Annotated in this window: 19 protein-coding genes; 6 read left to right on the top strand and 13 right to left on the bottom strand. The window is 59.4% G+C overall.

Going from position 1 to position 18903, the window contains the following annotated elements; all coding sequences use genetic code 11:
- The first annotated feature begins 61 nt into the window (after positions 1 to 61).
- Positions 62 to 1720: a GMC family oxidoreductase gene (locus ACNA1V_RS06425; RefSeq protein ID WP_415832767.1), complete on the top strand. Its 1659-nt coding sequence runs from the start codon at positions 62 to 64 to the stop codon at positions 1718 to 1720.
- Between the two features lie 43 nt (positions 1721 to 1763).
- Here the strand turns inward: ACNA1V_RS06425 and ACNA1V_RS06420 are convergent, their stop codons facing one another.
- The 3 genes from ACNA1V_RS06420 to ACNA1V_RS06410 all read right to left on the bottom strand — a co-directional run bounded on the left by ACNA1V_RS06420 (position 1764) and on the right by ACNA1V_RS06410 (position 4209).
- Complete coding sequence (locus tag ACNA1V_RS06420) at positions 1764 to 1997, bottom strand: helix-turn-helix domain-containing protein (protein ID WP_415832766.1); 234 nt, start codon at positions 1995 to 1997, stop codon at positions 1764 to 1766.
- 4 nt (positions 1998 to 2001) lie between these two features.
- On the bottom strand, positions 2002 to 2655 hold the full coding sequence (locus ACNA1V_RS06415; RefSeq protein WP_415832765.1) for a DUF2975 domain-containing protein: 654 nt from the start codon (positions 2653 to 2655) through the stop codon (positions 2002 to 2004).
- 243 nt (positions 2656 to 2898) lie between these two features.
- Positions 2899 to 4209: an APC family permease gene (locus ACNA1V_RS06410; protein WP_415832764.1), complete on the bottom strand. Its 1311-nt coding sequence runs from the start codon at positions 4207 to 4209 to the stop codon at positions 2899 to 2901.
- Positions 4210 to 4800: 591 nt separating this feature from the next.
- Between ACNA1V_RS06410 and trhA the strand changes: the two genes are divergently transcribed.
- On the top strand, positions 4801 to 5415 hold the full coding sequence (trhA, locus tag ACNA1V_RS06405) for a PAQR family membrane homeostasis protein TrhA (protein ID WP_415832763.1): 615 nt from the start codon (positions 4801 to 4803) through the stop codon (positions 5413 to 5415).
- Positions 5416 to 5545: 130 nt separating this feature from the next.
- Complete coding sequence (locus ACNA1V_RS06400; protein ID WP_415832835.1) at positions 5546 to 5755, top strand: cold-shock protein; 210 nt, start codon at positions 5546 to 5548, stop codon at positions 5753 to 5755.
- Positions 5756 to 5786: 31 nt separating this feature from the next.
- Here ACNA1V_RS06400 and ACNA1V_RS06395 read toward each other — a convergent pair whose 3' ends face one another.
- From ACNA1V_RS06395 to ACNA1V_RS06355, 9 genes are all read right to left on the bottom strand, one after another.
- On the bottom strand, positions 5787 to 6122 hold the full coding sequence (locus ACNA1V_RS06395; RefSeq protein ID WP_415832762.1) for a hypothetical protein: 336 nt from the start codon (positions 6120 to 6122) through the stop codon (positions 5787 to 5789).
- Positions 6123 to 6540: 418 nt separating this feature from the next.
- On the bottom strand, positions 6541 to 7473 hold the full coding sequence (lhpI, locus tag ACNA1V_RS06390) for a bifunctional Delta(1)-pyrroline-2-carboxylate/Delta(1)-piperideine-2-carboxylate reductase (protein WP_415832761.1): 933 nt from the start codon (positions 7471 to 7473) through the stop codon (positions 6541 to 6543).
- A gap of 237 nt (positions 7474 to 7710) precedes the next feature.
- Complete coding sequence (locus ACNA1V_RS06385) at positions 7711 to 8499, bottom strand: amino acid ABC transporter ATP-binding protein (RefSeq protein ID WP_415832760.1); 789 nt, start codon at positions 8497 to 8499, stop codon at positions 7711 to 7713.
- Positions 8500 to 8517: 18 nt separating this feature from the next.
- Complete coding sequence (locus ACNA1V_RS06380; protein WP_415832759.1) at positions 8518 to 9801, bottom strand: NAD(P)/FAD-dependent oxidoreductase; 1284 nt, start codon at positions 9799 to 9801, stop codon at positions 8518 to 8520.
- Between the two features lie 3 nt (positions 9802 to 9804).
- Positions 9805 to 10524 carry an ABC transporter permease gene (locus ACNA1V_RS06375; protein ID WP_415832758.1) on the bottom strand — a complete coding sequence of 240 codons (720 nt, stop codon included), beginning with the start codon at positions 10522 to 10524 and terminating at the stop codon, positions 9805 to 9807.
- Positions 10524 to 11240, bottom strand: a complete 717-nt coding sequence (locus ACNA1V_RS06370) for an ABC transporter permease (RefSeq protein WP_415832757.1) — start codon at positions 11238 to 11240, stop codon at positions 10524 to 10526. Before ACNA1V_RS06370 ends, ACNA1V_RS06375 begins: the two co-directional genes overlap by 1 nt.
- 25 nt (positions 11241 to 11265) lie before the next feature.
- Positions 11266 to 12027, bottom strand: a complete 762-nt coding sequence (locus ACNA1V_RS06365) for a transporter substrate-binding domain-containing protein (protein WP_415832756.1) — start codon at positions 12025 to 12027, stop codon at positions 11266 to 11268.
- 87 nt (positions 12028 to 12114) lie between these two features.
- Positions 12115 to 13005 (bottom strand): MurR/RpiR family transcriptional regulator, encoded by an 891-nt coding sequence (locus ACNA1V_RS06360; protein WP_415832755.1) that lies wholly within the window; start codon positions 13003 to 13005, stop codon positions 12115 to 12117.
- A gap of 186 nt (positions 13006 to 13191) precedes the next feature.
- Positions 13192 to 13614, bottom strand: a complete 423-nt coding sequence (locus tag ACNA1V_RS06355; RefSeq protein ID WP_415832834.1) for an Lrp/AsnC family transcriptional regulator — start codon at positions 13612 to 13614, stop codon at positions 13192 to 13194.
- A gap of 157 nt (positions 13615 to 13771) precedes the next feature.
- Between ACNA1V_RS06355 and ACNA1V_RS06350 the strand changes: the two genes are divergently transcribed.
- Entirely contained in the window at positions 13772 to 14842 is a 1071-nt protein-coding gene (locus tag ACNA1V_RS06350; protein ID WP_415832754.1) for an ornithine cyclodeaminase, read from the top strand.
- A gap of 251 nt (positions 14843 to 15093) precedes the next feature.
- Positions 15094 to 16605 (top strand): L-lactate permease, encoded by a 1512-nt coding sequence (locus tag ACNA1V_RS06345; RefSeq protein WP_415832753.1) that lies wholly within the window; start codon positions 15094 to 15096, stop codon positions 16603 to 16605.
- A 119-nt stretch (positions 16606 to 16724) separates the two neighbouring features.
- On the opposite strand, the gene ACNA1V_RS06340 is transcribed toward ACNA1V_RS06345, so the two are convergent.
- Positions 16725 to 17531 (bottom strand): rhomboid family intramembrane serine protease, encoded by an 807-nt coding sequence (locus ACNA1V_RS06340; protein WP_415832752.1) that lies wholly within the window; start codon positions 17529 to 17531, stop codon positions 16725 to 16727.
- 166 nt (positions 17532 to 17697) lie between these two features.
- Between ACNA1V_RS06340 and ACNA1V_RS06335 the strand changes: the two genes are divergently transcribed.
- Positions 17698 to 18681, top strand: coding sequence for an NAD(P)H-quinone oxidoreductase (locus tag ACNA1V_RS06335; RefSeq protein ID WP_415832751.1), 984 nt, complete (start codon positions 17698 to 17700; stop codon positions 18679 to 18681).
- Positions 18682 to 18903: the final 222 nt, after the last annotated feature.

Below are 18903 nucleotides of genomic sequence, written 5' to 3'. Positions count from 1 at the left end.
AAACCGACCGGTCAGTGAATCAATTCGTCTTGATCACGACCCTGACAACAGGAGAGACAGAATGGGCGCAGAACAGCACGGCACGAACGCAGGCAGGCGACGTTTCATCAAAACGGCGGGAATCGCCAGCGGTACGCTGATGGTGGGAGGAGTCCTGGGCGCCAGGGTCAACGCGGCCGAAGACAAAGACGGCAGCTTTGACTACATCATCGTAGGCGCGGGTTCCGCCGGGTGTGTGCTGGCTAACCGTTTGACTGAGGATCCGGCTGTCAAGGTACTGCTGCTGGAGGCCGGCGGGCCGGATGACTCGGAATTGATTTCCACGCCATTGCGACTGATCGAGCTTTGGCACTCGCCCTACGATTGGGCCTATGAAACCGTCCCCCAGGAACACGCGCACGACCGTACGCTGTTCTGGCCGCGAGGAAAAACCCTGGGCGGCAGCAGTTCTCTCAATGGCATGATTTATGTACGTGGGCACGCCTCTGTCTATGACGCCTGGGCGCAGCAGGGGAATGAAGGCTGGGGTTATGCGGATGTGTTGCCGTACTTCAAGAAGTCGGAAGATTACGAGTTGGGGGCGGACGACTATCACGGTGCTGGCGGGCCTTTGCATGTGACTGTGAACTACACGCCGCATCCTGTCACCCAAGCCATGGTGGACGCGGCGGTGCAGGCCGGCCATCCCTACAATCCTGACCATAACGGCAAAGACATTCTTGGAGTGGGTTTCAATCATCTCAATACCAAGGATGGCAAGCGTGTCAGTACGGCCGTTGCGTTTTTGAGACCGGCGCTGGAGCGCCCCAATCTGAGTCTGGTTACCCATGCGCGGGTTCAGCAGCTTGCGTTTGATGGCAAGCGTTGTGAGGGCGTGGTCTATGAACAGGCCGGCCAGCCTCACACTGTACGCGCCCGCAAGGAAGTGATCCTGAGCGGCGGTGCAATCGAATCACCCAGGATTTTGATGCTGTCCGGCGTGGGGGATAGCGAGCAACTGGCGCAATTCGATATTCCGGTCGTGCAGCACTTGCCTGGTGTCGGCAAGAATCTGCATGACCATACCTTGGTACCCGTGATTTACGAGAGCAAGCAAGCGATACCGGACCTCGCCGCCAATCCGGCGATTACGCCTTTGCATGCCCAATTGTTTGCCAAGACCGATCCGGATTTGCCAGGGCCGGACATGCAGCCCTTGTTCTTCAATGTGCCGTATTACACGCCAGAACAAAGCGGGCCGGCCAATGCATTCACATTGTGTGCGGCTTGCGTGATGCCGACCAGCCGCGGCGAGGTGCGGCTGAGCGGCAAAGGGGTGGACGACGTGTTGCTGCTGGACCCCAATGTGCTGGCGACACAGGAGGATATTGACGTGCTGGTGGCCAGCGTGAAGATGATGCGCGAGATTGCGGATCAAGAGGCTTTGCAAGCCTGGCGCGGCAGGGAAGTCTATCCTGGCGCGGACAAGCAGAGCGACGCGGAGCTGGCAGACTATTGCCGCAGTGCCGTGTCTTCCTATCATCATCAGGTCGGCACTTGTGCCATGGGGCAGGGGCCGCAGGCTGTTGTGGACAGCCGTCTCAAGGTGCGTGGCCTGGAAGGGGTGCGCGTGGTTGATGCGTCCATCATGCCCATGGTGCCGTCAGGCAACACCAATGCGCCAGTCATCATGATTGCAGAAAAAGCGGCAGACATGATCAAGGCGGATGCACGCCGTTGAGCCTGTGGTGGAGCGGGCGTCGCACCGCTCCAGCGCCTACCGTTCAAGGGGATGTTGGCGACTCGGCGGCGGCCGGGCTGACATGAACGAGAATGTCGCCCGGTTGGCATTGCAGATAGTCGCAAATGGCTTCCAGCGTTGCGAAACGTATGCCTTTGACCTTGCCTTGCTTGAGCAGGGACAGATTGGCTTCGGTGATACCGATGGCGGCAGCCAGGTCTTTGGATTTGATCTTTCGTTTGGCCAGCATCAGGTCCAGGGTAACTTCAATTGGCATGGCGTCAGACGAACTGTTGGTTTTCTTGATTCAGGGTGGCCGCTTTTTTCAGGATGCGGGCGATGACCATGATGCTGGCCGCGACGAACAAGGCGACCACGCTGGCTGAATCGAAGGCGATGGAAATGAAGCGTTGCCCGGCTGGTTCACGCATCGTGACCCAGGCACTGAGCATGGGCAGGCACAGGAAATTCAATAGTACCCAATACATCACGGCGCGCCCCATTTTCTCCATATGGGTTGCCGCCGTGCCAGAAAAGTAGTCGCCCTGGGCGTAGTGCTGGAACAGCTGGCGCAGATGCAGCAAGCTGATGGCGAGCATGACCAGTGGAATGCTGGAGATAAGAATGGCGCCTATTCGTTGCCAGGCAGGCAGATTTTCGACCACGCCATAGGTGGCGGGAATCAGTTGATTGGATAGCGCGAAATCAAGGCCATATCCGCCTTCTTTTGAACCTAGGTCCGGGTAACACCAGATGGCGGCATTGAGGGTCAGCATCACGAATAACAGAAGCAGGGTCAAAACGGCCATTCTCTGGCTGGTGCGTGCCAGAGCGTCGGGGTGTGACATGTGGAATCCTCGTGCAGGGTCTAGGTTGGTGTGCTTGAAAGGGTCAAGCGTAGGGCGCACTATAAATCCACTTTTATTTCTGTTCAATGAAAATATTTTTATGTAAAACGATAATTAATTGTCGTGGGGCGATGGTTTTTCTGGTTGCGATGGCGAACGGACAGCCAGTGCGGGGCAGGGCGCGGGGCAGGGAAAGTGCAGGCGGGGAATTGGAAATGGCGCGGGCAGCCGCGGGCGCCAGACGTTCAGCGGAACGCACGGAAAGCGGACGGACAGGCGCCCGCCGCTGTGGCGGCAGGCACCTGTAAACCTGGGTGGAGGGCTGTTTTTCTAGCGAGGCCGGGCGCCCGTGGCGCCGCTGGCAGAGAGATAGCGATTGCGCCAGAATGCCAGGCCGGCGCAAAGCGCCAGGGCAGCCAGGATGGAGGCAATAGCCATCAGATTGCTGGTGGCCAGGCTATAGAGGAAGCCCAGCATGATCAGCGAGACAATCGCGAGGGTCAGCAGCAGGAAGCCCGCACCCAGATGAATCTTGGCGCGCATGCGCCAGGCAACGATGAGAACAAAAAAGTAGCTGGCCAGGAACGTGAAGCTGACAACATCGGCCAGCACGCTGACATCGAAGCAGAGCGCCAGGATAGCGATGGCGATACTGATGATGACATTGCCGGACGACGCGTTGCGCCACAGCGGACGATTGAGGGCGGCCGGAATTTCCCGGGATTGGCCCATGCTGTCCAGGGTATTGAACAGTGAAAAAATCGTCGCATTGATGGCTGAAGATGTGGCCAGCAAGGCGCCGGCCGACACCATCACGAAGCCTGTTGCGCCCAGCACGGGATAGGCGGCATAGGCGATTGACGTTTCTGCGTACTCGCGCAGTTGCGCCATGGATAGGCTGGACGCCAGAATGATGGCCAGGGCGACATACAGCAGCATGGTGATGCTGATGGCGAGAATGAAGGCCAAAGGCATGGTGCGCGCAGGATTTTTTACCTTATCTGCCGCATTGGTCATCATATTGAAGCCGGCGTAGGCAAAAAAGGTCAGCCCCAGACTGGAAAAAATCGGATCGGCACCTGGCAGGGGAGACGGAATCAGGCTGGTCGGCTTGAGCTGAACCGCGCCCGCGATAATGAAGATGAGCAAAATGCCCAGTTTCAGAATCACCAGCAGCGATTCGGTACGCCCGACAGCGTGATTGCTGTACATATTGAGCAAGGCCAGTAGCACGATGATGCCCAGGGTATAGGCCAGGCCCAGCAGTGCCAGATTGGCATGGCCGGGATGCAGCCACTGTGCTGCGTACAGGCCGAAGGCGCGTGCGACCAGTGCGATGGTCAGAATCAGCGTGCCGATATAGAGAAAAGACAGGGTAATGACCAATGGCCGGGAAAAGGCGGCCCGGAAATAGTCGATCAAACCCCCGTTGGTGGGGTAATACACCGATAGGCGGGCATAGGCATAACCGATCAAGAGCGAGACCACACCCGCCAGGCCGAAGGAAAACCAGGTAAAGGTATCCATCAATTCTGCGACCTGCCCGATCAGCACGAATATGCCAGCGCCGACCATTGCCCCGATACCAATGGAAATGACGTCAATCAGATTCAGCGTTTGTTTCGATTGATTGCTTGCCACACGTACCCTGCCAAAAAGTAAAAGGCCCCGGTGGGGGCGAGAAAGCGGCATGCCCCGTGAGGCGCATGACATCCGTGTTGTACTCGACTCATCCTTTGGGGGCAATGGGCTTGAATCAATGTATGTAGAGGAGAGGGGGGTTTAAATCGGATTTCTTTTTTAGAATGATGTATTTTGCCGGCCTTAGGTTGGAGGCAATGTTGAGTTGACAAGAAAAGTCAGGGAGCGAAGATGGCTTCTGCTGAGAAGGGGGATAATATGAAATTGTCTTGGCTTTTTGAGCGGTATGGCTGGGATTCGAATTTCTGAATATTTTTTATTTTATTGAATGGTTATTATTTTATTTTTTATTTGATGGGGAGCGCTAACAGACGAGGTCGTGCCGGGATCTGCGTTGGGCCGCGATGATCTGTCATATTCGCGTGTTACGCTGCGGTTCCGTAGAGGCCTATCTGCATGCTGAGTCTTGTACGCCTCAGGCTGACTTGCAGCCATCTTCCGCTGATGAGACGGTTGCCTCTCATCCGGCTGGTTTTGCATCAAATCCGGCCGAGTCGAGCGCTTCAGCTCAAGCATTTTCTGACATGACACATGTACTACGGCGAGCGTTTCAACAGTCTTAGCCATTTGCTGGGGCTCGTTCTGGCCAGTGCGGGTTCGACTTGGTTAGTCACAGGCGCCATCGAAACGGGCAGCGCTGCCAGAATTGTCGGTACGGTTGTTTTTTCCGTGTCGGCCATCCTGCTCTACCTAGCTTCCACGCTCTATCACAGTACCCGGGAACCGGCCAAGCGACGATGGCAACGAATGGACCATTGCGCCATTTATCTATTGATCGCAGGGACTGCAACCCCCTTTATCATCAGCCCTTCAATGGATTGGATAGCCTGGCTATCTGTCCTGCTGCTCTGGCTGCTCGCTGGTGCGGGCGTATTTTTTGAGTGCCGGGCAACGACTGAGAGCGCGCCTTCAGTCTGGATTTACGTCGGTTTGGGATGGGCCGCGGTTTTTTCAGTGTTTCAGGAATGGACACTGTTAAGCGAAAAATCTTTTATTCTTTTGCTTTGCGGTGCGGTGTTTTATACCGCTGGTACCTTGTTCTATCGCGTCTCCAACCGAGTGAAGCATGCTCACGGAATGTGGCATATGTTTGTTCTAATGGGAACGATGTGTCATTACTTCTCGATCGAGGCACATGTATTGTGAGTTTTTCAATCGGTCGATTGGCTGGTGATATCGGTGGTAGATGTATTTATTTGTAACATACCTGGCTTTCCTATGATATATGAACGATAGTGGGGCTGGAGATATTTTTCTCCATACATTAGGATTTACATTGAATACAGAAACCGGCATTGTGAAGTGGTTCAACAACGAAAAGGGCTTTGGATTTATCATGCCCGAACTCGGTGGCAAGGATCTCTTCGCACACTACAGCGAAATTCAGGGCGACGGTCATAAATCTCTCGAAGAGAACCAGCGCGTTTCGTTCGTACCGGGACAAGGGCAAAAAGGCCCTTGCGCCACGAAAATTCAGATTATTTGATTTTTGGTCTGCCTTGATGGCAGGCTGAAACTCACTCGAAGGCAGCTTTCTGTTGAAACAGCAGAAGCTGCCTTTTTATTTGTTTTGGTATGCCGCGTTTTCTGCCATTTTCCATAATCGCAGACTTCCATGGACAAAAACCGCATAGCAAAAATGAACTACCCCCCGAAAATGGGACATAGATCCAACCTTCGGGGGGGCAGCTCAGGACCGGTGCGGGTTTGGTGTGCAGCGGTACATCGTTGTAAAAGCGAATTTGGTGCCCGAGGCCGGAATCGAACCGGCACGCCTGACGGCGAGGGATTTTCTTACCACTTCGGCTTTCGCCGCCGTTCTGCTGGCGCAGGACGTTCGTGGTCTGGAGCACGCCTTCACCTTGGCCTTGCGGCTGTAGGTGCCCGCCGTCTGCTCTCTACACCTTCCTGGCCGTGTGTACGGTCAGGCTTGGCTCGGCGTTGGCGCGGATGCCGGGGCATCCAGGGCGTTCGCCGAGTTTGACGGGCGTCACCTGCCAAGTTTCCCCGGCAGGGCTCAAATTTTCAAGTCCCTTGTGTCTACCGATTTCACCACTCGGGCAGTGGGGCTGCGGTCTGGCGACCGTGGCCGAGGCGAGATGATAGCCGATTTCTGGCTTGTCGTTCTATTCCTGGTGAGCTTGCATCGGCGTCTGTCCTGGTGGCAGGAGAGACGCCGACGCTGCCCGGCTCGGCCGGGCAGCTGTCCATATCAAGGCCAATGTTGATGGATGGTCTGGGGAAGACATCCTTGCGCGGCGCAGTCGGGCATCAACGACCGCTTTGGTACACCAGCGTGGCAGCCGTCAGGTCTTCGAGGGCGGAACCCACGGCCTTGAATACGGTGATGTCGCTGGCCTGCGTGCGGCCTGGGTGCTGCTGGCGGCACAGGGTTTCCAGGTTGGCGCAGATGTCACTTTGGTGAAAGCGTCCTGTTGCGATGGCATCAAGCAGATCGCCCGATTTCGTGGGCGCTTCGTCTGTGTCCACGAACACCTTGTTGCCGATGAAGCAGTCCGGGTCGCTTTCTTTCATTTTGGGTGTGAAGCTGCCGATCAGGTCAAGGTGGACGCCGGGTTGCAGCCATTTGCCTTGGATCAGGGGGGCTTCCGATAAGGTGGCACAGCTGATGATGTCGGCTTGGTGCACGGCTTGTTCCAGGTTTTCGACCCGGCGGGCGCTCAAACCTTCGGCCTGGAGTTGTTCGATCAGTGCCTGGGCGCGTTCGGGGTTGGGGTTCCAGATATCGACATGCTCGATCTTGCGCACGGCGCGCATGGCGCGCGGCACCAGACTGCCGACACGGCCTGCTCCCAGCAGCAAGAGGCGGCGCGCATCCGGCCGGGCGAGAAAATCCGCGCCCAAGGCAGCCGCTGCGGCGGTGCGGCGCGAGGTGATTTCGTCGCCGTCTATCAGTGCCAGCGGTACGCCCGTTGTGGCATCGTAAAGAATATAGGTCGAATGCAGGCCTGGCAGATTGCGTTGGCCATTGCCAGGGAAGATATTGACGGTTTTCAGGCCGTAATAGCCTTGCTCGCTCCAGGCGGGCATGATCAAGGAGATGCCGTGAGCACCTTGGCATTCGATTGCATGATTGTGGCGCAACGGTACCGTGCCGCCCTCGGCAAATGCCTGGCGCAAGGCGGGAATCAGGGTTTCAAAAGAGAGCTGGGCGCGGGTTTGCGACGCGTCGAAGTGTTGCATGGCGGTACTCCGTGTCTGCCAGGCGCCAGGACGGGCGCTGACTGCTTTGAATGAAAGAGGGAAGCCTGGCGCTCATGAAGGGCTCCGCAACAGGCCGGCTTGCGGCCAGGCGGAACGATGGATGACGGGGCGCCTGGGTAAGACGCTGCACCCGGAAGGCCAGGAAAAAGGGGGCTTCGAGGCTGGCCAGGCAGTCGGGCTGCCCGGGCCGGCCCTTCAGGCACAGTTGCGCAGGGCTTACAGGATCTGCTGCAAGAACGCGCGAGCGCGATCCGTGCTTGGCGAAGCGAAAAATTCCAGCGGCGGGGTATCTTCCAGGATCGAGCCGTGATCCAGGAACAGCACGCGCTCGGCCATCTGCTTGGCGAAGCCCATTTCGTGGGTCACGCACAGCATGGTGATGCCGGTATTGGCCAGCTTGACCATGACGTCCAGCACTTCCTTGACCATTTCCGGGTCAAGCGCAGCCGTCGGTTCATCGAACAGAATGATCTTCGGATCCATGCACAGTGTGCGGGCGATGGCAACGCGTTGCTGCTGTCCACCGGACAACTGCGTGGGATATTTGTCGGCGTGGTTGGACATGCCGACCTTTTCCAGCAGTTCACGGGCCTTTGCTTCGGCGCGCTTGCGGTTTTCGCCCTTGACGCTGACGGGCGCCAGTGTGCAGTTGTCCAGGACGGACATGTGAGGGAAAAGGTTGAAGTGCTGAAACACCATGCCGACATCGCGCAAGGCAATGGTGGCTTGGGAGTCTTGCCGGGTGACATCAGTGCCGTGGATTTCGATGCTGCCTTTTTCGATGCGTTCAAGCTGGTTGATGCAGCGGATCAGGGTCGATTTGCCGGAGCCGGATGGGCCGCAAAGAATGATGCGTTCGCCTTGGTGCACATCCAGGTCGATATTCTTCAGGGCATGGTAGTTGCCATACCATTTGTTCAGCCCACGGATTTTGACAACGACCGGACGGCTGTCTGTGCTGCCGGGCGTATTCGAGGTGCTTTGTTGGGCGTTGTTTTGTGACATGGAGGGTGTCTCCGGGTCTTATAGGAATCGGTGCGCCGAGTAGGGCGCAGGGTTGGTGAAGGGCTGCTCGCCGGTCATCATTTCCGCCAGCAGGCGTCCGGAGGCCGGGCCAAGCGTCAGGCCGTGATGCGCGTGCCCGAAGTTGAACCACAGCCCTTGATGGCGCGGAGCGGCGGAAATGATGGGCCGCATATCCGGTGTGCAAGGGCGGCGGCCCATCCAGGGTTCGGCTTCGATGGCTTGGCCCAGTGGCCAGTATTGCCTGACGATGCGTTCGGCACGTTCCAGCTGGATGCGATTGGGCGGCGCATCCGGAAGCGCGAGTTCAACGCCAGTGGTCAGGCGTACGCCTTGTTCCATGGGCGCAATGACGAAGCCGGCGCGTGAATCGCAGAGCGGATGCTCGGGCGGCGGTGTATCGGGGCCCGTCTGGAAATGCAGGTGGTAGCCGCGCTTGTGCGCCAATGGCAGCTCGTAGCCCAGGGAGCGATAAAGCTCCGGCGCATCCGGACCGAGCGCAATGACGGCCTGGGCGGCGTGTAGAACGCCATTCGGGGTGGGCAGTTGCCAGCCGCCGTCCTGATGCGGCCGCAGGCTGCGCGCATCCGTATGAACCAGCGCGCCGCCACGACGGCAGAATAGCTCTGCATAGCCTTGCACCAGCTGGCCGGGCGCGCGGACAGTCCAGGGATCCTGCCAATGGATGCCGCCGGCCATCTGGGCCTGCGGCAGGAATGCCGGCTCGCGTGCGGCCAGCGCTGCGCCAGCGAGCACATCGGCTTGCAGACCATAGCGGCTGGCCAGTGCGCGAGCATCGGCGGCGGCTGCCGCAAAGGCGGCGGGTTCACGGTAGATGTCGATCCAGCCGGCAGCGCGTACCAGGTGTTGCAGGCCGGCCGCCTGGATCAGGGCATCGTGTTCGGTGACGCAGCGTTCGATCAGCGGCAGCATGTCCTGCGCGGCATGTTCCAGCGGGCCGGGCGCGGATTCACGCCAGTAGCGCCAGAGCCAGCCGGCCATGGCGGGCAGCGCACGCCATTGGAAATGCACATCCGTCTGGCGGTTGGCAGCGTAGCGCAGCAGCGCCAGCGGCGATTGCGGGAAAGAATAGGGCACCACGCTGGCGCGTTCGATCAGTCCCGCATTGCCAAAGCTGGTGCCGGCTCCCGGTATTTGCCAGTCAACCAGGCAGACGGATTGGCCCCGTTGCTGCAGATGCAGGGCGGTGCTGGTGCCGACAATGCCGGCGCCCAGAACCAGTACGTCATACCCTGGATGTACGGAAGAAGCGTTCACGGTCATGGCTTAATTCACCACATGCCGGGAGAGGCGGCTTTCGATACGCTTGAGCACGCGGCGGATGATTTCCACGATGATCAGATACAGCACGGCTGCCCACAGATAGACTTCAAAATTGAAGCTACGCGAGAAGGCCAGGCGGGCGACGCCCATGACGTCATAGACCGTTACCAGCGATGCGATGGCGCTGGCCTTGATCATCAGGATCAGTTCATTGCCCAGCGGGCCGATGGCAACCAGCATGGATTGCGGCAGGATGACTCGCAGCATGGCCGTGACAGGCCCCAGGCCCAGCGCCTGGCAGGCCTCATACTGGCCTTTGGGAATGGCCATCAGGCTGCCGCGGAAGATTTCCGCCTGATAGGCGGCCGTATTCAGCGTGAAGGCCAGTAAGGCGCAGTACCAGGCATCACGGAAGAACCACCACAGGCCGACGTCCTGCCAGAAGGGGCGCAGCGAACCCAGGCCGTAGTACAGCAGGAACAATTGCGCCAGCAGCGGTGAGCCACGGAAGAAATAGATATAGGCCCGGCAAGGATACTGGATCAGCTTGGCCTTGCTCATGCGGCCTATGGCCAGCAGCAAGCCGAGCACCATGCCCAGGACAAAGGACACGGCAACCAGCTTCAGCGTGATCACCAGGCCGTCCATCATGCGCGGGCCATAGCGTTCCAGCAGTTCTACGTCCATGACATGAGACAGCAGGTTCATGACGAATTCATTCATCAGCGTGCCCCTTCATAGTGACGGCCGAAACGGCGTTCAGCACGGCTGAAAACAACGCCGGAAAGCGCCGACAGCAGCAGGTACAGCAGGCAGGCGACGAAATAGAACAGCATGGGCTCTTTGGTAGCGGCGACGGCCAGGTTGGTCTGGCGCATCAGATCGACCAGTGAAATGGTGGAAACCAGGGAGGAGTCCTTCAGCAGCGTCAGCCAGTTGTTGGACAGGCCGGGCAGGGCGACGCGCATGAGCTGAGGCAAGGTCACGCGCAGGAAAGTCGTGCGGCGCGACAAGCCGAGGGCTTGCGCAGCTTCTTGCTGGCCTTTGGGGATGGTTTTGAATGCGCCCAGCCAGACTTCGCTGGAAAACGCGGCCAATACCAGACTGAATGCCACGACAGCGGCCAGGAAGGCATTGATGCGGAATTCACTCTGGTAGCCCATTTTTTCCAGCAGATGCTGGATGCCGATCTGCGCACCGTAGTACACCAGCAGCAGGGTCAGCAGTTCGGGCAGGCCCCGGAAAACAGTGGAAAATACGGTGGAGGCGGCACGCGGTAGGCGGCGCTTGGAGCGCGCGCCTACCGCGACCAGCAGCCCCAGCGGCAGGCCGATGGGCACGCAGCAGAGTGCCAGTGTGATAGTGACAAGCGCGCCGAGAAGCAGCGCGCCGCCCCATCCGCCATGGCCGAAGGAAAGCAGGCTGAGCAGATCAAGCATGTTGGTTCATATCCGGCAGGGAAGGTCAGTAGATGTCAGCGCCGAAGTACTGGTTGGATATCTTCTGATAGGTACCGTCGGCGCGGATATCCTTGATTGCCTGGTTGAAGCGTTCGCGCAGCGCGTTATCCCCTTTGCGCAGGGCGATGCTGGTGTCGCCTTCGGTGCCGGGAATGTCGCCCAGCAGCTTGCAGCAACCTTCGCTGTTCTTTTCCAGCCATTCAAGCAGCGGGAATTTGTCGTGCACGATGGCATCCAGGCGGCCGCTGATCAGATCCGTGCCTGCTTCATCGGGGGTCGGATAGAGGCGGACATCGGCGCCGGCCTTGCCATAGACGTCTTCGGAGTACATCCCTTGGGTGGATGAGGATTGTGCGCCGATCACGCTGTCCTTCAGTTCTTCGGCAGAGGTGCCGGTGAGCTTGGAATCCTTGGGCACAGCGATCGCCAGACGGGTGCGGTAGTAAGGTTCGGTGAAATCGACGCGGCGGGCGCGCTCTTCAGTATCCACCATGGAAGACACGATGGCGTCGAACTTGCGAGCCATCAGTGCGGGGATGATGCCATCCCAGTCCTGGGCGACCAGCACGCATTTGGCCTGCATTTTTTCGCACAGGGCATTGGCGATATCGACGTCGAAACCGTAGAGCTTGCCGGAGGCATCAACGGCATTGAACGGAGGATAGGCGCCTTCGATGCCAATGCGGATGGTGTCGGCTTGCTGTGCTTGCGCGGTGACGGCGCACAGTGCTGTGACGGCCAGCATGGATTTCAGCATTTTCTTCATGATGCGCTCCTTGAACGGTTGAAAATTGTGTAAAGCGGGAACGGCCTGCAGGATTACCGTCTTGAAAGGGGCTCAGTGTAGGACGATTCAGGAAAAGGCGTCCTGCGCCGAGGTGTAGCCGATGAAAGCGTGGTTGAGGCCGGCGATTTGCTCCAGGCGTTGTTCTGCCGGTTTGCCCAGCCTGACAAAGACTTCATTGACCATCAAATGGGCCAGTACCTGCATGGGCGCTGTGCACTCCCAGAACAGGTCCAGGCCTGTCGGCACACGGAATACTTCGGTGGCACTGCTATCGGCCCAGTCACAGTACATGTCGGTGACCAGGGTGACGGGGAGGCCGTGATCCCTGGCCTTGCGGCAAAGCAGCAGGGCATGGCGCGAATAGCGCCGGGCGTCGAAAACGACCAGGGCGGTTTCTGTCGGGTCGGCCAGCAGCGCATCACTGTAGTGGCCGGCAGCGTTGTCGATCAGGTGTACGCCCGGGCGGATGTATTGCAGCAGGTGAGCCATGCTGGCGGCCACGCCGCGTTCGGTCTGAAAACCGGCCACAAGCACGGTTTTGCATTGTGCCAGGCGGGTAACGACTGGCTGCCATTGGGGGGCATGCGTCAATTCGTACACGGCGACCTGGGCGGCGATGCTGAGTTCCAGGCTGCGGCTGTAGTCTGGGCCGTCTGTGGAGCGTCTTTGCAGGAAATCCTGCAAACGCTCGCCCATCAGCCACGGGCTATCGCCGAGGTCGTCACGCAGATTCTGTTTGAGATCCTTGAAATGACGAAACCCCAGGTGGCGGCAAAACCGTCCGACCGTCGTTTCACTCAGGCCCAGTTTCGCAGCCAGACTCGCAGAAGTCTCGAATGGCAGGCTGTTCAGGTTGCCCAGCATATAGCTTGCCACCGCTCGTTCCGAGGCCGTTCCCTGGCTGCGGAAGCGTTCCAGGCGTTGAAGCACGCTGGCGGTGGCTGCTGGATTTCCCATGGTTTCCTGCAAGTTTTCTGTCATTTTTAAAATTTATGGGATAAAGCTGTCATTGGGTACTTGGGGGATTCCCTAGTCAAAACGAGGGCGGGCTGCCATTTGGCAGTGCGCAAGGGCACTATTTCAGTGCAATGCGCGAGGGAGACGAGGGCGGAAAAGCGGGAAAACCAGCCGCCGGAGCCGTGCTCAGAATTTCAGGCTTTTCAAGTGAATGCTGGTTTCTGTGGCGGCAATGCCCTTGATCAGGCGTATCCGTTCCAGCGCCTCCGCCAATTGCGCCATGCTTTGCACACGCAGCTCGGCCAGCATGTCCCAGCGGCCATTGGTGTCGTGCAGTTCGGCGATGGCGGGTTCCCCCGAGAGCGCCTGGACGATGCGCTGGGTTTCATGCCCTTCGATGGCGATGCTGGTCCAGGCCACGACCTCTTCCGGCTGCGAGTCGGGCCGGACGCGGATGCTATAGCCCAGGATGACGCCATCCCGTTCCATGCGGCTCAAGCGGTTGTTGACGGTTCCGCGTGACACATCCAGCTTCTTGGCCAGCGTGGCCACGGAGGTGCGGGCATCGTTGCGCAGCAGGCCCAGAATCTGGTGATCCAGGCTGTCCATTGATAGTTTCGTCATTTTTTATTGTCATTATGTCAATAGATGGACATTTTATAGATATTTTTGACGCTATGAATTGAACTCGCCCTGATAAACAATAGAAAAAAGCGCCACGGACTACGAAAAACCGGGCGTTCGATTCATCAAGAGGAGAAAAAACATGACTACCTTCCTGGCAACCGAAGACGTCGTTACGCTGACCCGTCAACTGGGGCTTGAACAGACCCTCAGGCAGATGACAGCCTATATCGAGGCGGACTTCCTGCGCTGGGAAGAGTTCGACAAAACCGCCCGTGTAGCCAGCCATTCCGAGGTCGGGGTGATTGAGCTGATGCCCGCCGCCGACAAGGATCTGTACGCGTTCAAATATGTGAATGGCCATCCGTCCAATCCGCAGGTGGGCTTGCCCACGGTGATGGCTTTTGGTGCCTTGGCCGAGGTCTCCACCGGCAAGCCCCTGTTGCTGAGCGAGCTGACGCTGACGACCGCCTTGCGCACGGCCGCTACGTCGGCGCTGGCGGCCAGAGTGCTGGCGCGCCCGGCGTCGCGAGTCATGGCCCTGATCGGCAATGGGTCGCAAAGTGAATTCCAGGCTTTGGCATTTCACTATCTGCTGGGGATAGACACCATCCGGCTTTACGATGTGGATGCCGGTGCGACCGCCAAATTGCGCGCCAATCTGGCCCAGGTCGAGGGCCTGGAATTGATCGTCTGCCACAGTGCGGCAGACGCAGCGCGCGGGGCGGATATCGTGACCACAGTGACGGCCGACAAAACCAACGCCATCATTCTGGATGCGAGCATGATCGAACCCGGCATGCACATCAATGCCGTCGGGGGAGATTGCCCGGGCAAGACTGAATTGGCGGCGGATATCCTGTGGCGCGCCAGTACGTTTGTGGAGTTCGAGCCGCAATCCCGTATCGAAGGGGAAATCCAGCAGATGCCTGCGGATTATGCCGTGCAGCCTTTGTGGGAAGTGTTGGCTGGCAAGCGGATAGGACGGCGTACGGCAGAGGAAATCACGGTATTCGACTCCGTGGGCTTTGCCTTGGAAGATTATGCGTCGCTGCGTTTCCTGTATGACCAGGCCCAGGCGCGTGCGTTGGGCGTGAGCCTGGAACTGGTGCCCGAATTGGTTGACCCCAAGAATCTGTTTGGCGAGGCGCTGGGTGCGGCGACTGCCGTGTCAGCAGCGCCAGCCCGTGCAACAGGCGTCTTGGCGGCATAAGCACGCCGGCAGGTGAGTTCATCTTCATAGGCAGGCGGCCATGGCGCCGCCGCCGCTCGAATGATGTTTTTTCCCGTCATGCGAGCCAAACCGAGCCATCGTGCGGTTCGGCGCGGCTTGCAACAAGTAGAATAGCATTCCATGCCCTGGCCAGATTCTGGTCGGGGCATTTCTCATCTGATCGACCGTTTTCTGACGATCCGCTGAAATGACGCGGTCTGGCTGGAGCGGTATTGCTTGGAAATGCGAACGTGCTATATCTGCTCTGGCTGGCGCCGGTAGTCCTGTTGATTGTCCTGATCGGGGTATTCCGGCAACCGGTTATCCGCTCTGCTTTGCTAGGCGCGGCATTGGCCCTGGTGGTCGCATTCTTGAGCGCGCCCAAAGTCTTTGGCTTGCATGAGGCGGTGCTGTCGGTCGCGCGCGGCAGCTGGATCGGCTTGACCGTTGTGCCTTATATATTAGGTGGGTTGCTGTTCTGGCGCGTCGCCAGTCTGGCCGGGCGGGCCGTGCAGCCAGATCTGGCCGGGGCGGTGGCAGGGGACGCGTCGGAAAAGCTGGCCTATGCGCAGCGCCGCATTTTGTTCAATGCCTGTTTTCTGATCGGCCCGTTTGCCGAGTCCGTGACCGGCTTTGGCGTCGGCATGATGGGCACCTTTGCCTTGTTGGCCAGCCTGTCGCTGCGTCCTGCCTATCTGTTGGCCTTCGGGTTTATCGGCCAGGCGCTGGGGCCATGGGGCGGCATGGCCAGTGGCACGCTGATTGCTGCCGCATTGGCGGGCTCCGATCCGGCGACTTTTGCCATCTGGAGTGGCGGCATTGTCTGTGTGGTTCTGCTGGCGTGGTTGCCTTTGTTCTGGCGTTTGGCCGAACAGGCCGGCCTGGGTTTTCCTCGTGAAGAGCGGCGCAAGGATGCCGCCTGGCTGGCAGCGACGCTGGTGCTGCTGTTGCTCATGACCTGGCTGGGCGGGCCTGAAACCGGTTTGATTGCTTCCTTTGGCCCGGTGATTGCGTTGCGGTACTTTCTGGGTCACGATGCCCGGTTCAGCAGCTTGTTGCAGGCGGCGCGCCAAGTATGGCCGTATATTCTGCTGGTAGGCATCCTGGCGCTGACGCGCCTGATTCCTTCCTGGGCGCGTTTTCTGCGCGATGCGGGCAGTATCCGGCCGTTCGAAAATCTGCCTGCGTTCAGTCCGATGTTTCACTCGGGCGTCTGGCTGATGGGGCTGGGTTTGCTGGTTGCTGTCCTGGTGCATGAAAGCCGGCGTGTCGTGCCTATCATGCGGGAGAGCTGGGCCAGTGGCAAGACGGCAATCTTCACGACTGCCTTGTTCTGTATTCTGGCGGAAGTGCTGAGCCTGTCGGGGATTGCGACTTCGTTGGCTGCAGGCATGCTGGAGGCGTTGGGCCGCACCTCGGTCTTCCTGTCGATGATGCTGGCAGCGCTGTTCGGGCTGGTGACCAATAGCGCCAATGCGTCCAATGGTTTGTTGATGAATTCTCAGCTGGCGCTGGCGCACGGGACAGGCTTGAGCGCACTCGGTGCGGCTGCCTTGCAGCATGCATCGGCCATTGCCATGAGCACCTTCTCCCCGGTGCGCATCATGCTGGCCTGTGGTTTTGCCGGCGTGGCGGTGGGCATGCGTGAGGTGTATCGCACCGTGCTGCCATTCATGGGGGTGGTGGTCGTGATCGTATTGCTGGTTGCCTGTGTGCTGCTGGCTTATGCGGGCCCGGCTGTGCTGGTCCCGCCCGTGGCCTGACACCCGGCGCCAATCAACGGCGCCTTGGGTGCCCGCCAGGGCTGGCAGCGGCAGCACGGATGCGCAGGCGGTGCGTGCACCAGCAATGTCATCCGTGCCGGGCACTTGGCCACTTAGCCTTACCGGGACTGTTGCGCGTCCATTTCGGCGCGTACGGCGTGAGCCTCGTCCCAGCCGCCAGTTTCCAGGGCCAGCGCCAGCAGGATCAGCGCAATGGCGGCAGATAACAGGCTGCGTGCGATATAGCGTGAACGCGTGCTGTCCGGACGCAGGCTGCCGATGGCCAGCCCCAGCGCGAAGCCGGCCAGCAAACCACCGATATGGGCCAGTTGGTCGATGCCGGGAACGATGAGGCCGATCACGATATTGATGGCGACGACCTGAAACAAGGCCTTGAACAGGTGGCTATTGGCCTCGGGCGTATGAATCTTGCTGGCCAGGGCGCTTGCCAGCAAGCCGCCGCACAGCGCCATGATGGCGCCGGACGCCCCGACGCTGACGACCAGGTTGACCACCGTAACACTCTGCATGCCGCCAAAGCCGGGCACCGTCTCCAGCAGATGATGGGCATTCCAGGCGGCGCTGGAGAAGCTGGCCCAAAGGCCGCCCACCAGATACACCACCAGCATGCCGATGCGTCCCAGGCGTTGCTCGGACAGCGGGCCGACGATCATCAGCATATACATATTGGCGACCAGGTGCATTAGTCCGCCATGCAGGAACATATTGCTCAACAGGCGCCAGTAATCGCCGGTCAGTGACAGCACCGCCAGGTTGCCCCCCCAGTTTTGCAGGTCGCGGCTGTTGAAATCAATCAGATTGCCGCCGCTCAGGGCCACCAGCAGGTAGAGCACGACATTGAGGGCGATCAGTGCGGCGGTGGGCCAGGGGAATGATGAAGAAGGCAAGTAGCGTGAAGTCTGCATAGGGGTCAGTGTGCAATGCTGGGAAGGACAAAGGCGGACGCCGGCAAGAAGCGGCGCTGCATGGCGCCATGTTACAGCGAGTGGCGCTCATCTGGCGGCGGCTGCCTGCGTTCGGGGCAGCGCGTTAATATGTCTGTTTCCATTTCTCCCGCAACGGATTGATCTCATGCGCGTTATAGAAATCTCTCAGCCCGGTGGCCCGGAAGTGCTGGTATTGGCAGAACGGGATGTGCCAGTTCCTGCGCCTGGGGAAGTTCTGATCAAGGTTCATGCTGCCGGCATCAATCGGCCGGATCTTTTCCAGCGCCAGGGCAGCTATCCGCCGCCGCCTGGGGCCTCGGATTTGCCGGGGCTGGAGGTCGCAGGGGAAATCGTGGGCGGCGACATCGAGGCTGGCGGTTGGCAGCTGGGCGACAAAGTATGCGCACTGACCGCTGGCGGCGGCTATGCCGAGTATTGCGTGGCGCCTGCCGGGCATTGTCTGCCTGTTCCCGATGGCTGGAGCATGGTTGAAGCCGCCGGCCTGCCGGAAACGGCGTTCACGGTGTGGAGCAATGTCTTTGATCGTGGCCGTTTGGCAGCAGGGGAAAGCCTGCTGGTTCATGGCGGGGCCAGCGGCATCGGCGTGACAGCCATCCAGATTGCCACGGCGCTGGGGCATCAGGTCTATGCGACGGTGGGCAGCGATGAGCGCGTACAGGCCGTGCAGGCATTGGGGGCCGTGCGTGGCATCAATTACCGCACCGAGGATTTCGTGGCTGTGATCAAAGAAGCGACGGCGAGCCGCGGCGTGGATGTGATTCTGGACATGGTGGCGGGTGACTATGTGCCGCGCAATCTGAAATGTCTGGCCGAAGACGGGCGTGCCGTGTGTATAGCCGTGCTGGGTGGTGCGCGCGCCGAGGTGAATGCCGGATTGATCATGCAGCGTCGTCTGACCTTGACGGGTTCGACGCTGCGCCCTCGCAGTGTGGCTTACAAAACGGAAATTGCACGCCAGCTGCGCCAGCAGGTATGGCCGCTGCTGGCCGCAGGGCGGGTGCGCCCGGTGGTTCATGGGGTGTTTGACTTCGAGGCGGCTGCACAGGCGCACGCCATCATGGAAACCGGTGGGCATACGGGCAAACTGGTTCTGAAACTGCAGGATTGAGTGACCGGAAGGCAAGCGCGGAAACGGGGTGGCAAAAAGGGCAGGGCGTGAGGCCAGAACCTGAAGGGAGCATCTGGCGGCTGGGTGACCTGAGGTGACGGTCTTTTTTGTCCGATTCAGCGTGATCAAGAGGCTGCAGGCGCTTGCGCCGGTTTTTTTATCGGACAAGGGCGGCTTTCCCTCGCCATTGGGCGGGCCGACAGGATACAATCCTGCGTTTAT

Source organism: Kerstersia similis, from assembly GCF_965139615.1.
In the GTDB taxonomy this organism is placed as follows: domain Bacteria; phylum Pseudomonadota; class Gammaproteobacteria; order Burkholderiales; family Burkholderiaceae_B; genus Kerstersia; species Kerstersia similis.
Note: the sequence above shows the minus strand (reverse complement) of the source record. Positions and strands in the feature narration are given on the sequence as shown.

Excerpts from the sequence above, each read along its gene's own strand:
- ACNA1V_RS06380 (WP_415832759.1), bottom strand. The coding sequence starts at position 9,801 with ATGACCGTGAACGCTTCTTCCGTACATCCAGGGTATGACGTACTGGTT.
- ACNA1V_RS06350 (WP_415832754.1), top strand. The coding sequence starts at position 13,772 with ATGACTACCTTCCTGGCAACCGAAGACGTCGTTACGCTGACCCGTCAA.
- ACNA1V_RS06365 (WP_415832756.1), bottom strand. The coding sequence starts at position 12,027 with ATGAAGAAAATGCTGAAATCCATGCTGGCCGTCACAGCACTGTGCGCC.
- ACNA1V_RS06335 (WP_415832751.1), top strand. The coding sequence starts at position 17,698 with ATGCGCGTTATAGAAATCTCTCAGCCCGGTGGCCCGGAAGTGCTGGTA.
- ACNA1V_RS06420 (WP_415832766.1), bottom strand. The coding sequence starts at position 1,997 with ATGCCAATTGAAGTTACCCTGGACCTGATGCTGGCCAAACGAAAGATC.
- ACNA1V_RS06375 (WP_415832758.1), bottom strand. The coding sequence starts at position 10,524 with ATGAATGAATTCGTCATGAACCTGCTGTCTCATGTCATGGACGTAGAA.
- ACNA1V_RS06385 (WP_415832760.1), bottom strand. The coding sequence starts at position 8,499 with ATGTCACAAAACAACGCCCAACAAAGCACCTCGAATACGCCCGGCAGC.
- ACNA1V_RS06370 (WP_415832757.1), bottom strand. The coding sequence starts at position 11,240 with ATGCTTGATCTGCTCAGCCTGCTTTCCTTCGGCCATGGCGGATGGGGC.
- ACNA1V_RS06360 (WP_415832755.1), bottom strand. The coding sequence starts at position 13,005 with ATGGGAAATCCAGCAGCCACCGCCAGCGTGCTTCAACGCCTGGAACGC.
- ACNA1V_RS06355 (WP_415832834.1), bottom strand. The coding sequence starts at position 13,614 with ATGGACAGCCTGGATCACCAGATTCTGGGCCTGCTGCGCAACGATGCC.
- ACNA1V_RS06340 (WP_415832752.1), bottom strand. The coding sequence starts at position 17,531 with ATGCAGACTTCACGCTACTTGCCTTCTTCATCATTCCCCTGGCCCACC.
- lhpI (WP_415832761.1), bottom strand. The coding sequence starts at position 7,473 with ATGCAACACTTCGACGCGTCGCAAACCCGCGCCCAGCTCTCTTTTGAA.
- trhA (WP_415832763.1), top strand. The coding sequence starts at position 4,801 with ATGTACTACGGCGAGCGTTTCAACAGTCTTAGCCATTTGCTGGGGCTC.
- ACNA1V_RS06425 (WP_415832767.1), top strand. The coding sequence starts at position 62 with ATGGGCGCAGAACAGCACGGCACGAACGCAGGCAGGCGACGTTTCATC.